This window comes from Paraliobacillus salinarum (assembly GCF_014083865.1).
Classification (GTDB): domain Bacteria; phylum Bacillota; class Bacilli; order Bacillales; family Amphibacillaceae; genus Paraliobacillus; species Paraliobacillus salinarum.
Genome location: NZ_JACEFA010000003.1, coordinates 137,840 through 152,904, shown reverse-complemented (window position 1 = coordinate 152,904; position 15,065 = coordinate 137,840). Strand labels below are relative to the sequence as shown.

The 15,065-nt window shown below is 34.4% G+C and carries 13 protein-coding genes; 9 read left to right on the top strand and 4 right to left on the bottom strand.

Features of this window, described 5'->3' with window-relative positions; genetic code table 11:
- Positions 1-11: 11 nt before the first annotated feature.
- The 3 genes from mecA to pepF all read left to right on the top strand — a co-directional run bounded on the left by mecA (position 12) and on the right by pepF (position 3,888).
- Entirely contained in the window at positions 12-698 is a 687-nt protein-coding gene (mecA, locus tag HP569_RS04830) for an adaptor protein MecA (protein ID WP_182200030.1), read from the top strand.
- 117 nt (positions 699-815) lie between these two features.
- A complete protein-coding gene (locus HP569_RS04825) occupies positions 816-1,991 on the top strand; it encodes a competence protein CoiA (RefSeq protein ID WP_182200029.1) in 1,176 nt (391 codons plus the stop codon).
- Positions 1,992-2,070: 79 nt separating this feature from the next.
- Complete coding sequence (pepF, locus tag HP569_RS04820; protein ID WP_182200028.1) at positions 2,071-3,888, top strand: oligoendopeptidase F; 1,818 nt, start codon at positions 2,071-2,073, stop codon at positions 3,886-3,888.
- A 523-nt stretch (positions 3,889-4,411) separates the two neighbouring features.
- On the opposite strand, the gene HP569_RS04815 is transcribed toward pepF, so the two are convergent.
- Both HP569_RS04815 and HP569_RS04810 read right to left on the bottom strand, forming a co-directional pair.
- Positions 4,412-5,290: a ClpXP adapter SpxH family protein gene (locus HP569_RS04815; protein ID WP_182200027.1), complete on the bottom strand. Its 879-nt coding sequence runs from the start codon at positions 5,288-5,290 to the stop codon at positions 4,412-4,414.
- Positions 5,291-5,507: 217 nt separating this feature from the next.
- Positions 5,508-6,083, bottom strand: a complete 576-nt coding sequence (locus HP569_RS04810) for a CYTH domain-containing protein (RefSeq protein WP_182200026.1) — start codon at positions 6,081-6,083, stop codon at positions 5,508-5,510.
- Positions 6,084-6,260: 177 nt separating this feature from the next.
- On the opposite strand from HP569_RS04810, the gene yjbM reads away from it, so the two are divergent.
- Genes yjbM through HP569_RS04795 form a run of 3 tightly spaced genes read left to right on the top strand, consistent with a single transcriptional unit; the run spans position 6,261 to position 8,615 of the window.
- Entirely contained in the window at positions 6,261-6,905 is a 645-nt protein-coding gene (gene yjbM, locus HP569_RS04805) for a GTP diphosphokinase (RefSeq protein ID WP_281366435.1), read from the top strand.
- 3 nt (positions 6,906-6,908) lie between these two features.
- A complete protein-coding gene (locus tag HP569_RS04800) occupies positions 6,909-7,709 on the top strand; it encodes an NAD kinase (RefSeq protein WP_182200024.1) in 801 nt (266 codons plus the stop codon).
- Positions 7,710-7,733: 24 nt separating this feature from the next.
- Positions 7,734-8,615, top strand: coding sequence for an RluA family pseudouridine synthase (locus tag HP569_RS04795; protein ID WP_246366917.1), 882 nt, complete (start codon positions 7,734-7,736; stop codon positions 8,613-8,615).
- A 56-nt stretch (positions 8,616-8,671) separates the two neighbouring features.
- On the opposite strand, the gene prpE is transcribed toward HP569_RS04795, so the two are convergent.
- Complete coding sequence (prpE, locus tag HP569_RS04790; RefSeq protein ID WP_182200023.1) at positions 8,672-9,412, bottom strand: bis(5'-nucleosyl)-tetraphosphatase PrpE; 741 nt, start codon at positions 9,410-9,412, stop codon at positions 8,672-8,674.
- Between the two features lie 24 nt (positions 9,413-9,436).
- The gene (locus HP569_RS04785; protein WP_182200022.1) at positions 9,437-10,600 is read right to left on the bottom strand and encodes an FtsW/RodA/SpoVE family cell cycle protein; all 1,164 of its coding nucleotides are present in this window, start codon (positions 10,598-10,600) and stop codon (positions 9,437-9,439) included.
- A 223-nt stretch (positions 10,601-10,823) separates the two neighbouring features.
- On the opposite strand from HP569_RS04785, the gene mgtE reads away from it, so the two are divergent.
- The 3 genes from mgtE (at position 10,824) to fabI (ending at position 14,979) form a co-directional block, all read left to right on the top strand.
- Positions 10,824-12,188, top strand: a complete 1,365-nt coding sequence (gene mgtE, locus HP569_RS04780) for a magnesium transporter (RefSeq protein ID WP_182200021.1) — start codon at positions 10,824-10,826, stop codon at positions 12,186-12,188.
- A 25-nt stretch (positions 12,189-12,213) separates the two neighbouring features.
- Positions 12,214-14,064 (top strand): monovalent cation:proton antiporter family protein, encoded by a 1,851-nt coding sequence (locus HP569_RS04775; RefSeq protein WP_182200020.1) that lies wholly within the window; start codon positions 12,214-12,216, stop codon positions 14,062-14,064.
- A gap of 135 nt (positions 14,065-14,199) precedes the next feature.
- Positions 14,200-14,979, top strand: a complete 780-nt coding sequence (gene fabI, locus HP569_RS04770; protein WP_182200019.1) for an enoyl-ACP reductase FabI — start codon at positions 14,200-14,202, stop codon at positions 14,977-14,979.
- Positions 14,980-15,065 lie beyond the last annotated feature (86 nt).

Genomic DNA, 15,065 nt, shown 5'->3' with positions numbered 1-15,065 from the left:
AGAGGTGAAAAATGGAAATAGAAAGAATAAATGAGAATACGGTTAAATTCTACATTTCATATATGGATATTGAGAATAGAGGATTTGATCGTGAAGAAATTTGGTACAATCGAAAAAGAAGTGAACAGCTTTTTTGGCAGGTAATGGATGAAGTGAATTATACAGAAGAAGAATTTAATATAGATGGACCTTTATGGATTCAAGTACAAGCTTTAGATAAAGGGTTGGAAATAGTGGTAACAAAAGCTAAATTATCTAAGGATGGACAGAACTTAGAGTTACCAACTGACGCGAATAGTTCACTTGATATGCCATTTGATGAGAAAATTGAATCCATACTTGATGAGAAGTTTGGAAATGACACAGAACAAGAGCAAGAAGATATGCTTCATCCTATTGATGAGGATTTAATAAAAATTATTCAGTTTGAAGACTTTGAAGATGTTATTCAATTAAGTCATCAACATATTCAAATGGATGGAGTAAGAGATGTCTTATATTTCTATCAAGGAAAGTATATACTCTTCCTTCAGTTTGATGATTTGTATTTAGATGAGGATCAACAAGAAAATATCGAAAGTCAACTGTTAGAGTTTGGTCAAGAATCAAGGAAAACGGTACATTTATTAGAAGAATACGCAAAAGTTATTTTTGAACAAGATGTATTTCAACAAATACGTCATTACTTCCCAAAATAATAAAATGTTATATGATCGAGAAGTTGTCATAGAAGACAGCTTCTTTTTATTTTTTATAAAAAGGAATTATTGTTTTACTGTCGAATAAATAAGTATAGAATAAAGGATGGTGAGGCAATGCTCAAAGCTGTTTCAAAAGATGGCACGACGACGATTCTTGCATTATTATCAAAGGAGAGGATCATTCAGTTAAGACTAACAGAAATATTTTTTTGCCCAAGCTGTAAAGAAAAAGTTATTATTAGAGTAGGAGACAAAAGAATTGCTCATTTTGCTCATCAACGCAAAAGTCAATGTGTACTTTCAGCAGGAGAAGGGGAGTACCATGAGCAAGGAAAATTGGACTTATACCATTGGCTTAAAAATCAAGGATATTACGTCGAATTAGAAACTTACTTACCTCAAATTAAACAACGACCAGATCTTTTGCTATTCCACAAAAACAAAAAAGTTGCGATTGAATATCAATGTGCAACTATTCCCACAAAGCAATTTGTTTCCCGAACGATTGGCTATAAAAAATTAGGCATCACTCCTATCTGGATTTTAGGTGGAAATCGCTTTAAACGCGACAAACAACAGCAGATATCTATTACACCAACTGATCAACACTTTATTCATCAATTGAATTCTAGATTACCCATTTCTTATTTATATTACTGTTCTAATACGAAAGAGTTTGCCATTAGTTATAATGGATGGCTAAGTGGAAGAAGAACAGTGATTGGCAATTTAATAATACGCCCTATCAGATCATTAAAATTCGTTGACCTCTTCAACATTTCTTCCAACAATGATACAGAAAAAGTAAAACTGTGGTTATATGAAAAGAAACGTTTTCGTTTTAAAAATCAAATACATCCAAGCAAAGATGAGAAACAGTGGCGACAGTGGTTATACTTACATCGTAGTCATCCATCTACCCTTCCTGCTATGATTTATCTACCAGTTTTGAGCCAATGGAAAATGACTGTTCCACCTTGGAATTGGCAAAGTAGGTTATGGTTTGATTTAATTATCAAGAAGAAACGTGTGACTTTAAGTGATTGTCAATATTTATGTCGAAACTACATCTCCCCAGATTTTTATTTTCCACTTGTATCTCCAAAACATGAACCAATCAATGAATATCTCACACTATTAACTCATCTTGGTTATATTAAAAAAGTATCAAAGCAAACATTTGAATTACAAAAAGAATTGATTTCATATAAGTCATTGGATCAAGCATTAGAACATGATAAGTTAATAATGAACCATTTTACTTCAATTAGAAAATCTTCTAACACATGAAAAAGAAGGAATAAGTTATAATAATATGTAAAAGGTTTAAAGATCATTATCTTTTTAGAAATGGAATGGAGGCTAAATGATGTCAACTGACAATCAAAAATTACAAACTAGGGATCAGGTTGCCAATGAAAAAACATGGCGACTAGAAGATATTTTTGCAACAGATGAGGTATGGGAAGAGGAGCTATCAGAATTAAAGAAAGAAATTAAAAGATTTCAGGGTTATCAAGGAAAACTAGCCGATCAATCATCAAATCTTTATGATTTGCTAGTACTTCAAGATAAAGTTTCTGAACGCCTAGGCAAACTGTATACTTATGCTCACATGCGTTACGATCAAGATACAACAAACTCTTTTTATCAAGCGTTAAATGCTAAAGCAGAGAATTTATTAACACAGGCAGCAAGTGCTATGAGTTATATTGTTCCAGAAATATTACAAATTGAAGATGCTAAGCTTGAACAGTTTTTCAATGCAGTGCCTGAGTTAGAGCACTATCGTCATGCTTTAGCAGAAATTACACGTAGACGTGAACATGTTTTATCTGAAAAAGAAGAGGAACTATTAGCTGAAGTTTCTGAGGTAACAGATAATGCATCACAGACGTTTGGGATGCTAAATAATGCTGACCTAAGTTTTCCAACAATTGAAGATGAAAATGGTAAGGAAATAGAACTGACACACGGGCGTTATATTAACTTTCTAGAGTCAGATGATCAATCTGTTCGTGAAACTGCTTTTAAAGCAATGTATGATACGTATGGTAGCTTTATCAATACGTTTTCATCCACATTGTCTGGAGCGATTAAAAAGCATAACTTTAATGCCAAAGTGAGAAAATACAATTCTGCTAGAGAAGCAGCATTGGACAACAACAAAATTCCTGAGAAGGTGTATGATAATTTAGTTGAAGCGATTAATGAACGGTTAGATTTACTCCAACGTTATGTTGCATTGCGAAAAAGAGTGTTAAACTTGGACGAATTGCATATGTATGATTTGTACACACCATTAGTAAAAGATGTTTCCATGACATACACGTATGAACAAGCACAAACACATATTTTAAAAGGGTTGGCTCCTTTAGGTGAAGAATATGTTTCTAGATTAAAAGAAGGTTTTGAAAATCGTTGGATTGATGTTGAGGAGAATAAAGGAAAGCGTAGTGGTGCATATTCATCGGGCACTTATGGAACAAACCCTTATATTCTGATGAATTGGCAAGATAATCTAAACAATCTATTTACGCTTGCCCATGAATTAGGACACTCTCTACACAGCTATTATACGAGAGAAAATCAGGCGTTTCGTTATGGAGACTACTCTATTTTCGTTGCTGAAGTAGCTTCGACATGTAATGAAGCATTATTAAATGAGTATTTATTGGAGCAAACAACAGATGAGAAAGAGAAATTATATTTACTAAATAATTTCCTTGAAGGATTTAGAGGAACTGTTTTTCGTCAGACAATGTTTGCAGAATTTGAACATGTCATTCATAAGCAAGCACAAGAGGGTGAAGCTTTAACACCTGATAAACTAACAAAAGAATATTATGACTTAAACAAAAAATACTTTGGTGAAGACATTACGATTGATAAAGAAATTGGATTAGAATGGGCAAGAATTCCTCATTTTTATTACAATTATTATGTTTATCAGTATGCAACGGGTTATGCTGCTGCACAATCACTTGCATCTCAAATCTTAACAGAGAAGCAACCTGCAGTTGATCGCTATTTAGGCTTTCTAAAAGCAGGTAGTAGTGATTATCCAATTGAAGTCTTAAAACAAGCGGGTGTTGATATGACGGAGAAGACACCTATTATGCAAGCATTAGATGTATTTGAGGAAAAACTTGATGAAATGGAAAAATTGTTAGATAAAATGGAGTAATAAATTAAAAACGTAGTTGTCTAAAAGGCAACTACGTTTTTAACGACCACGGAAAATGTGGCGATGGGAAAAAGTAAACAGTGTTATGTAGATACAAAAAAATAAAAGTGGCAACGTAATAAATTTAGAAATTAGCTCCATTAAACCAAGTAAATTGATAACAAAAGCAATACATGTTAATAAGAGAAAAAACCAAGGTATATACTGTCGCAAGTTGATTCCCTCCAAGTAATTAGTCCTGATTCACTAAAGTAATTAGTATATAGTATGTTAGAATAATCTTTGTTAGAACTTTGACATTTTTGTGAAACTATAAGCTAAATTATTGCACAATAGATAAATACTTGGTATAGTCTAAATGTGAGATGTTTAACAAACAAAACCCCTTTGTTTGACCTGAAACTTTCTCCCATCCCCCCTTGTCTATAAATAGACTAGGTGAAGAGAGTGTACCACCCTGTACACTCTCTTTTTTTGTACAAAAAATTAAAATAGAGGATACTGATTAGTCAGTTCCTCTATTTTAATTTCTATATTCCCAAAACGATCCATACTTTACTGGGAATTCATATACAATTTGTTTTAGCTTTAATTTCTTTAATTCTCTCACTGTACGTTCTAATGACCAATCATAAACGACAGCCACTTCTTTTGTAGCAACAAAGCCATAATAAGCGATAAACTCTTCTAATGATGGCCGTTCAACTGGCTTCACTTCTTTTTCTAACATTTGTTTCAATACTTTGACATAGATCTCATAAGGATAAACACCAGATAGTTTTAGTCCATCATCATCTACAGATTGATTGAAAAAAACAATCGAAGGAGTATAATCTATTTCCATTTCTTTTACTAATTTGAGATCACATTGCAATGCTTTTTTAGCAGAATTAGAATAGAGATCTTTTTTAAATTCAACAATATCTAAATTTGCTTCGTATGCACAGGTAATTAAATTGTTTTCAATTGAAATGTCGCGTTTATTCAAGAACACACACTCTTGTATTTTTCTTAAATATCTCTTGCCTGCTTTTTTACCTTGTAATTCGGCTGCTTTAATTGCAAGTGGAAGCATGGAAGGGTAGTTAACCGGATTTTCCTTCCATAGATCACCATCACAACACATTCCAGTCAAGCTACTTGTTCTCTCCCATTGTTGTTTCAAGTAATCATTATTTCCCTTTTCTTGATTAAAAGAGGATAGACGACTACTTATAATCGGACGAATAGTGAAAAAACGTCCATATTCTAACATTAATTTTTTTAACAATGGTTCCAATGACCAACTTTCTGGACAAAGTGGGTCGATAAACAAATAAATCTCGATCGGTTTTCTAAGAAGATCAAAGTAGCCAAGCTGTGCCGTAGCGTAATTAGATGGCCCAGATTGATTCCAGCTCACATCGATTCTCCTTTCTCATTATCAAGTGTTTTCATATAAGATGTACTTATTCGCACTTTAAACGTTATCTTTTTTTATGTTAGGTTGCCCATTTGAGCTAGGCAAATTACTTAATAGTAAAATGTTTTGACACTACTTAACTTTGTCATAGATTATTCTAACAGGCAGACTTGAGGTTGGGCAACTTATCTGTTTGGAAGGCAACCCAAAAAGAAAGTTATTGTGACAAACTATTGAAAAAACGTTCGATTTTATTCGGGGTGTTTTTTATCGTAATCCCATTACTTTCAATTAATTCTTCCATTAATTTTTCGCTATTTCTCATTGAAGAGGATTCAATTTCTAATTCATAGTCAACACAATTGTTATACTTACTTTTATCGAGGACAACTAGCCCGTTTTTATAAGGTAATTCTAATCGATGTGTTTCTAGTGTGCCTTTAAATTGAATGAAATGATTATCAATCTTTAGTTCTGATAATTGTTTGGCTACATCTGTTTTTACAATTAATTGATTTGAAATAGACTGAATGGCTTCTGCTTCTGTCAACTGATCATGTGTTTCTAATAAGCCATCTTTATAGGGTTGTTTTAAAGTTAACACCCAAACATTGTTTTTCTCTCTAATACGTAATGCACAACCGTTTTGTTTTAAAAGAAAATCTGGTGTTTCAAAGTAATAATTCACTTGTTTTTTTGCCTCATCTATTGATAGATTTAAGTGTTCCAATAAGTTTTCATATTCTTGCTTCGTCAATAAGTTCTTGCTTTCCATTTCCACTTCTTGTGTCATAGATTACAACTCCTGTTCGTTTTTCCCTTTTTTATCTATTAGTATAGAGGAAGTAGAAGAAGAATGTCGAATGATTTACGTTGAAGCGAGTTTCTAAAGGTATTATAATGATTTTGGTTCAACATATGATACAATGATTGTAAATAAAGAACTTTAAATGTGGAGGCGATGGCCGGTTTGAATTGGGAAACATTTCTTGCACCTTACATACAAGTAGTTGAAGAATTAAAAATAAAATTAAAGGGGATAAGAGCACAATACGAACATGAGTCAATGCATTCCCCGATTGAATTTGTTACTGCGAGAGTGAAACCTATATCAAGTATTATAGATAAAGCAAATAGAAAAAACATCTCATATGAAACATTAGAAAATGATATGCAAGACATTGCGGGTGTTCGTGTTGTATGTCAATTTGTTGATGACATCTATACTATTGTTGAGATGTTACGTTCAAGAAATGATTTTAAGATTATAGAAGAAAAAGACTATATTAGAGATAAGAAGGAAAGTGGTTACCGTTCTTATCACATGATTATCTGCTATCCGGTCGCTACAATTAGAGGGGAAAAACAAGTTATTGCAGAAATTCAGATTAGGACTCTTGCAATGAATTTCTGGGCAACCAATGAGCATTCCTTGAATTACAAATATGAAGGTCAAATTCCTTCTCATGTTCAAAACAAATTAAAACGAGCAGCAGAAGCGGCTTTTCAGTTAGATGAAGAAATGTCAATGATTAAAGACGAAGTTCAAGAAGCGCAACGGATTTTTAATCAATATAAATCTACCCATAAGCATAAAGGAGGAGGGCGATCGTAACTTATGAAATTCTCCATTACATCAAAAGGTGATCATAAGTCTGAGAGTATTAAAGCACTAATATATCAATATTTAACTGATTTTGATTTAGAATATAATGAAACAGAGCCTGACTTAGCCATATCAGTTGGTGGAGATGGAACATTTTTAAAGTCATTTCATCACTATAGCCATCGATTGAATCAAACAGCTTTCATTGGGGTACATACAGGGCACTTAGGTTTTTATGCAGATTGGGTTCCAGAAGAAATAGAAAAATTAGTTATTGATATTGCGAAAAATCCATTTCAAGTAGTGGAATACCCATTATTAGCGATGACTATTCACACAAAAGATAAAAAGTCCAAACGATATCTTGCTTTGAATGAATCATCCATTAAAAAAGTGGAAGGCTCTGTTGTATTAGATGTAGATATTAAAGGGGAACACTTTGAACGATTTAGAGGCGATGGTTTGTGTATTTCGACTCCATCTGGAAGTACAGCCTATAATAAAGCACTTGGAGGAGCAATTATTCATCCTTCACTGGCAACATTACAAATCACAGAAATGTCCTCCATCAATAATCGAGTTTATCGTACAATTGGATCACCATTGATTCTGCCGAAGCATCATATTTGTGAATTTAAACCAGTTGAGGAGAACCAAAGCTTTTTATTAACTATTGATCATATCACGAAAAGTGTTGTTGATATTAAATCCATTGAATATCAAGTAGCAGAAGAAAAAATACGTTTCGCTAGGTTTCGCTCCTTTCCGTTTTGGAAGCGGGTTCGTGATTCCTTTATATCTGATGAACGATAAGAAAGACGAAAAGGTGAAGTTACATTGAAATGGCAAGTGACTAAAGAAGAAAGTGGCTTAATGCTAAGAGAGTATTTAAAAGAAAGAAAAGGCTTCTCGAGACGAATAATTAAAGCAGTCAAGTTTGAACCTGGCTGCTTGATGGTAAATAATGAGTTTGCAACTGTTCGAAAAGTAATCCAAACAGGCGATACCGTAGAAGTTAAGTTTCCTAAAGAACACCGTGGCACATTTATGAAAGCAGAACCATTGGATTTGGATATTGTTTATGAAGATAACGATATTCTGGTTATTAACAAACCAGCAGGCATAGCTTCCATTCCCTCGATTCATCATAAAACAGGAACACTTGCCAATGGTATATTACATCATTATGAAAAAAAACAATTAGATTTCACGGTGCATATTGTTACTAGACTGGATCGTGACACCTCTGGATTGATTTTAATATCGAAACATCGTTTGAGTCATTCCATCCTTGCAATAGAACAAAAGAAAGGTGCAATTGAGCGTCGCTATCAAGCGATTGTGTCAGGGCACTTAACAGAAAAAAACGGAACAATTGTTGCGCCAATAGCTAGGAATCCAAACTCTATTATAGAGCGAATGGTAGCCCCTGAGGGTAAACGATCGGTCACACACTATCAAGTACTCAAGGAAACAACTACTGACTCACTAGTACATATTAAATTGGAAACGGGAAGAACACATCAAATTCGTGTACACTTTGCTTATCTCGGTCATCCGTTACTAGGGGATGAACTATATGGAGGCGAAGTAGAGAGAATAAAACGCCAAGCGCTACATTGTGTTTCTTTATCGTTTACACATCCGATTACCAAAAAGCACTATACATTTACATCCGATTTATCTCCAGATATGAAAAAAATACTCCAAACGAAATGAGATATAAATTTCGTTCGGAGTATTTTTTAGGTTGTGCAATAGGGGAGGCATCAATTTTAATCAAAATAACGGAACTTCTCTTCCAAATAAGGTTGTTTCGAAGGTACACTAATTGTTGTTTCTTCTGGTAAACGAAAAGCAGTAAGTTTATTCCCGAACACACAGCCTGTATCGATGTTAATCGTCTTATGCACGATACGAGGTTCTTTAACTGGAGTATGACCATAAACAATCCAATTGTTTCCTTGATAATTTTGAGCCCAATCTCGCCTGATTGGACGTCCATCCTCGTGTGTCTCACCAGTAATATCACCGTAAAAAACAAAGGTGGCTACTTTTTTATCGTTACGGCCGATTAATTCTTCTTTAATTCCTGCATGCGCCACAACAGCTTGATATTCTGGAAGCACTAAATATAATGGTGCATTCTCATATAATTGGATAAACTTATCTTTTATTTTATGCTGTTTAGTGGTTGAAAGGTTATTATATTCTGCAACGGTTGTTTCTAGACCGTGCTTCACTTTTACGTTATTTCCGAGGAAATAACGATATAGCTTGTTGCAATGATTACCTGGAATATACGCAGCAATTTTCTTTTCTACGACCATTTCATACACCAGTTCAATCATTTTAATTGAATATGGCCCTCGATCGGTAATATCACCTAAAAATATTGCTGTTCGTCCATCTGGATGAATAGGAATATTTTTATCATTCAAATAGCCGAGCTCTTTGAATAAATCAAGTAACTCCTCATAACAACCGTGTACATCACCAATAATATCTATACCCATATAGTAACCTCCGTGGTGTTTAAATTATGAATCAAACATATATACTTTGGTTCGATAATGAATATTTAATACAATTCCGATTGCAATTAAATAGGTTAACGTTGAACTACCACCATATCCAATGAACGGAAGAGGAAGACCTGTAATCGGTAATAAGTTAATGGACATACCGATGTTTTGAAATATTTGATAAGTAAACATTCCTACCATACCGGTAACAAGATAACTTCCGAAAGGATCATTACTTTGTAAACCTATATGAATTAATCTGTAAATCAGTAAGAAAAATAGTATTAATAGAGCACTAGATCCGATAAATCCAAACTGCTCCGCTATTGCAGAAAAAATAAAATCGGTTTGACGTTCAGGGATGTGGGAAACTTCGAATTCTCCAATTCCTTTTCCTGAGAGTTGCCCAGATCCAATTGCGCGCATCGCACGAATTAATTGATATGAATCTCCCTGTGTGTTATTAGCGGGATCCAACCATGCATTAAATCGTCGTTCCACATGTTCAAACCCATAATCTTCGGCTAACTGATCAATTTTTTCCGGAAATGACACAAACAAAAATATTAACAATCCGACCGATACAACAGCGGTTCCGATTAAGGATAGAATAATACGCCATTGAATACCCGAAACAAGAATCATTGACAGGATAATCGCAACGAGCACTAAGAATCCACCTAAATCAGGCTGTAAGGCAATAAAACCCATAGGAGGAAGCGAAACAAATGCCATTTTAGCAAGCAACCATAAATCATTTTTGATTGTATCCATCTTAAATTTTTCTTTGTGCATAACAATGAGATGTGCTAGGGCAATAATTAGTATTACTTTCATAAACTCTGCAGGTTGTATAGAAATAGGACCTATTTTAAACCAACCCCAAGCTCCTCCAGCTCTATGCGCTATCCCTGGAGGGAAATGAAAATGAAGCATGACTAACATTAGCATACCGAAGCCATAAAGAATCCATGCAATTTGGTGTAATCGATCGTAATCAACAAACATAATTGCAACAATCACCATTGATCCAACGATATACCAAACGAGTTGTTTAATGTGAAAAGCTTCATTTATATATGGTTCCAATGTGTATAGAGTAAATATACTAATAATCGCTAATAAAATAACAATTGAAATTAACGTATAATCTATTTTAGGGGAAGTATTCTTTTCCATTGTTGATCAAACTCTTTTCTATAATAATAATTTAAACTCTATTGCTTAGTTTACCTTAAATTGTTTTATTTTTTAAGTATTGTTTTTTATAATTGAAATCAAGTGTAGCAAAAAAACAAAATATATGCTAAATTCTGCTTAGCTAACATTTCTTTTTCATTGACAAATTTATTGTTGGCGATTACTATAGTACGGTCTGGGCGATGAAGGAGGGGACTTTCCAATGGAACATTTAGAACAACAAGAAAGAGAGCGGTTATGGAACAAAATTCAGGATGCACTTATTCATGAACAAATTGATCAATTTCGTGCTGAATTTTTAGAAATACATCCATATGACCAAGCGAAGATATTCGAAGAACAAACAGAAGACATTCGTTTTTTAATTTATACCTATTTGTCGCCTAAAGAAGTTGCAGATGTAATGGAACACGTAGATGAAGAATTAACTGAACAATTTATCATTGAGATGAATCCAACATTTGCTGCACAAATATTAGCGGAAATGGCTACGGATGATGCCGTTGATATATTAAATGATTTAGATAAGAATAAAGTCGCAAGTTTTTTGACGATGATGGAAAAGGAAGCTGCTGAAGAAATTAAAGCACTTCTACATTATGAAGAGAAGACTGCCGGTAGTATTATGACAACAGAGTTTGTTGTCATCCATACAGAGCAAACGGTCAAGGAAGCTATGCGACATTTAAGAAAAGAAGCACCTGAAGCGGAAACGATTTACTATCTCTATGTAATAGACAAAGACAAGAGATTAGTTGGTGTTATCTCCTTACGTGATTTAATTATAGCAGAAGGAGATTGGCTAATCGCTGATGTAATGAGTGAACGTGTTGTTTCCGTTCCCGTCGGAGAAGACCAAGAAGATATTGCACAAATGATGCGTGACTATGATTTTCTTGCCTTACCGGTAGTGGATTTTCAAGATCATCTGCTAGGTATTATCACAGTCGATGATATTATGGACGTTATGGATCAAGAAGCAAATGATGACTATTCTAAATTAGCAGGGGTCTCCGATATGGAGCGCTCTGGTGATAATGCATTTGTTTCCGCTCGAAAAAGATTACCATGGCTTATTATCCTCTTGTTCTTGGGTTTATTTACAGCAAGTATTATTGGAAGATTTGAAGAGACTTTAGATAAGGTTGCAATTCTTGCGATATTTATCCCTTTAATTGCGGGGATGGCAGGTAATACAGGGACACAAGCATTAGCTGTAGCTGTGCGTGGGATAGCTACAGGTGAAATTGAAAAACAAGGGAAATGGAAAATTATTATGCGTGAAGCGATGACTGGTTTAATTACCGGTATCACTTGTGGTGTTGTTATTACTATCGTCGTGTATGTATGGCAAGGTTCGGTATTTCTTGGCATGTTAGTAGGAATATCTATTGCAGCAACTTTAATTGTAGCAACAATTGCAGGCGCATTAGTTCCCTTAGTAATGGATCGCTTTAATATCGATCCTGCTGTTGCCTCAGGACCGTTTATTACAACAATTAACGATATTATATCGGTTATGATTTATTTCGGTTTAGCAACTGCATTTATGAATCTATTATTATAAAAAATAAAAAGGGAGGCTGACCACATTGGAGGCACATCCTGAATCAGTTAGTTCACTTGTTATTGTAATTATCGCTGCATTTATCACACCGATTCTTATGCATCGATTACGTTTAAATGTAATTCCGGTTGTAGTGGCTGAAATAATTGTAGGCTTAATCATAGGACAAAGTGGATTTAATCTAGTAGAAGAAAGTAATTGGTTAGAAACATTATCAACACTTGGATTTATATTTTTGATGTTTTTAAGTGGACTTGAAATTGATTTCTCTCTATTTTCTAAGAAAAAGAAAAAGAGAAACGATGCTAGCGAAACGAGTATGAATCCGGTCGTCGTTGCGACTATAGTTTTTATCGGAATTCTTTTACTGTCACTAGGCTTATCTTATTTATTTGTTTTAGCTGGATTTATTGACAATATATTCTTAATGACATTAATCATCTCAACTATCTCATTAGGTGTTGTTGTACCAACATTGAAGGAATCCCAAGCAATGAAAACGCCGATTGGGCAAACAATTCTACTAATTGCTGTTATTGCAGACTTAGTGACAATGATTCTGTTGGCAGTTTTTGTTTCTATTTATGGAGATGGATCAGGAAACATGTGGCTGTTGCTAATTCTCTTTGCTGTTGGTATTGTACTTTATTTTGTTGGAAGGCATTTTAAAAATCAGTCCTTTCTCGAAGCAATGTCAAAAGGAACCATTCAAATTGGTACTAGAGCTGTATTTACATTGATCATCTTTTTAGTAGCAGTATCAGAGTCTGTTGGTGCCGAAAATATTTTAGGTGCTTTTATCGCAGGGGCACTTGTATCATTACTGGCACCGAACCAGGATTTAGTCCAAAAGTTGGATAGTTTTGGCTATGGATTTTTAATTCCTATCTTCTTTGTAATGATAGGTGTAGAGATTAATATTTGGACATTATTTGGTGATCCGATGGTGTTAATGCTGATTCCATTATTATTGCTTGCTTTATTGGTATCTAAACTACTTCCAGTGTTGTTTTTGAAAAAATGGTATGATACACGAACAGTATTTGGAGCAGGCATGATTTTAACCTCAACACTATCGTTAGTTATTGCTGCAGCTGCAATTGGCGAAAGAATTGGAGTAATTGATACTCAAATGGAAAGTGCACTAATTCTTGTTGCTGTGTTAACTTGTATTATTACACCGCCTATTTTCAAGAAGTTATATGTGCATCATGAAGAGGCTATCCCTAAACAAATTGTAACTTTTATCGGATCGAACCAAGCGACACTTCCTGTTGTTCGAGAGTTGGATCAAGAATTATTTGAATCACATTTGTATCACACTCGTTTAGATAAATTAGACGATAAAATTACTAAATCTGTTTTTGATATTAAAGAAGTAGAATCGTATGACATCAATGAACTACAACAGTTAGGTGTGTTTGACTCTAACATTGTTGTTGTTTCAACGGGAAATGAAGAAATAAATAAAGAAATTGCATGCTATGCGAAACATAATGGTGTGGAGCGTGTTATTGCTAGAGCAGAAACCTCACACATTGACAAACAATTAAAAGAGAATGGTGTGGAAGTATTTTCTTTCTTATTGTCAACGAAGACATTGTTAAAAGCGATGATCGAGGCACCGAATGTAGTGGACATCTTAACGAATCAAGAAAGTGCCTTGTACGAAATTCAAATGAATAATTCTGTTTATGATGGTATTATGCTGCGTGAATTTCCTTTTACAGGTGATGTGATAATGGTTCGTATTTTTAGAGACAATGACTCAATTGTTCCACATGGTGACACACAATTACGCTTAGGAGATAATTTAGTTGTTACTGGATCAACTGAGTATGTGGAAGAACTACAAGAATTATTAGAGTTTAGTTAATAAAGATCAGATCTACCTCAAGGGAGAATGGGGTAGATCTTTTTTTGGACAATAATAATTGAGTTTTTAGTATAATTAGGATAAAATAGTATCAGGTACTAATAACAACCTATAATTCCGTTGGGAGGATGTCAAATGAATTTTTCTTTAGAAGGTCGTACATATGTAATTATGGGGGTTGCGAATAAGCGGAGTATTGCATGGGGAATTGCTCGTTCATTACATCAAGCAGGAGCAAAATTAATTTTCACTTATGCAAATGAAAGATTTAAGAAACCAGTAGAAGACTTAGTTGCTACACTCGATGGTCAAGATGCTTTATTTTATGAGTGTGACGTAACAAATGATGACGCAGTAAAACAAACGTTTGATGAGATAAAGCAAGATGTTGGGGTAATACACGGACTCGCACATTGTATTGCTTTTGCACAAAAAGAAGATCTAAAAGGTGAATTTGTTGAAACAAGCCGTGATGGTTATTTACTTGCACACAATATCAGTGCCTATTCATTAGTTGCTGTTGCTAGAGCAGCACAGCCATTAATGACAGAAGGCGGCGGGATTGTAACAATGACCTATCTTGGTGGTGAGCGCGTTGTACAAAATTATAATGTAATGGGAGTTGCTAAAGCAAGTCTTGATGCGAGCATGAAGTATTTAGCTAATGATCTTGGTAAATACGGTGTACGCGTGAATGCAATCTCAGCTGGCCCGATCCGTACGTTATCAGCTAAAGGGATCGGTGATTTCAACTCTGTGCTTAAAGATATTGAAGATAAAGCACCATTACGTCGTACAGTGACACAAGAAGAAGTGGGAGATACTGCTTACTATCTACTAAGTGATCTATCACGCGGAGTGACCGGTGAAATCATTCATGTCGATTCAGGATATAACATTTTAGGTTTGTCATAACAGGAATGGGACATTGGGGTCAGACCCTAGTGTCCCATTTTTGGGCACACAAATTTCCTTGTTTTCATATATTAACGTGGAGAATG

Bases quoted from the DNA above. Each gene is read 5' to 3' on its own strand.
- mecA (WP_182200030.1), top strand. From the start codon at position 12: ATGGAAATAGAAAGAATAAATGAGAATACGGTTAAATTCTACATTTCA.
- HP569_RS04825 (WP_182200029.1), top strand. From the start codon at position 816: ATGCTCAAAGCTGTTTCAAAAGATGGCACGACGACGATTCTTGCATTA.
- pepF (WP_182200028.1), top strand. From the start codon at position 2,071: ATGTCAACTGACAATCAAAAATTACAAACTAGGGATCAGGTTGCCAAT.
- HP569_RS04810 (WP_182200026.1), bottom strand. From the start codon at position 6,083: ATGACACAAGAAGTGGAAATGGAAAGCAAGAACTTATTGACGAAGCAA.
- HP569_RS04800 (WP_182200024.1), top strand. From the start codon at position 6,909: ATGAAATTCTCCATTACATCAAAAGGTGATCATAAGTCTGAGAGTATT.
- prpE (WP_182200023.1), bottom strand. From the start codon at position 9,412: ATGGGTATAGATATTATTGGTGATGTACACGGTTGTTATGAGGAGTTA.
- HP569_RS04785 (WP_182200022.1), bottom strand. From the start codon at position 10,600: ATGGAAAAGAATACTTCCCCTAAAATAGATTATACGTTAATTTCAATT.
- mgtE (WP_182200021.1), top strand. From the start codon at position 10,824: ATGGAACATTTAGAACAACAAGAAAGAGAGCGGTTATGGAACAAAATT.
- fabI (WP_182200019.1), top strand. From the start codon at position 14,200: ATGAATTTTTCTTTAGAAGGTCGTACATATGTAATTATGGGGGTTGCG.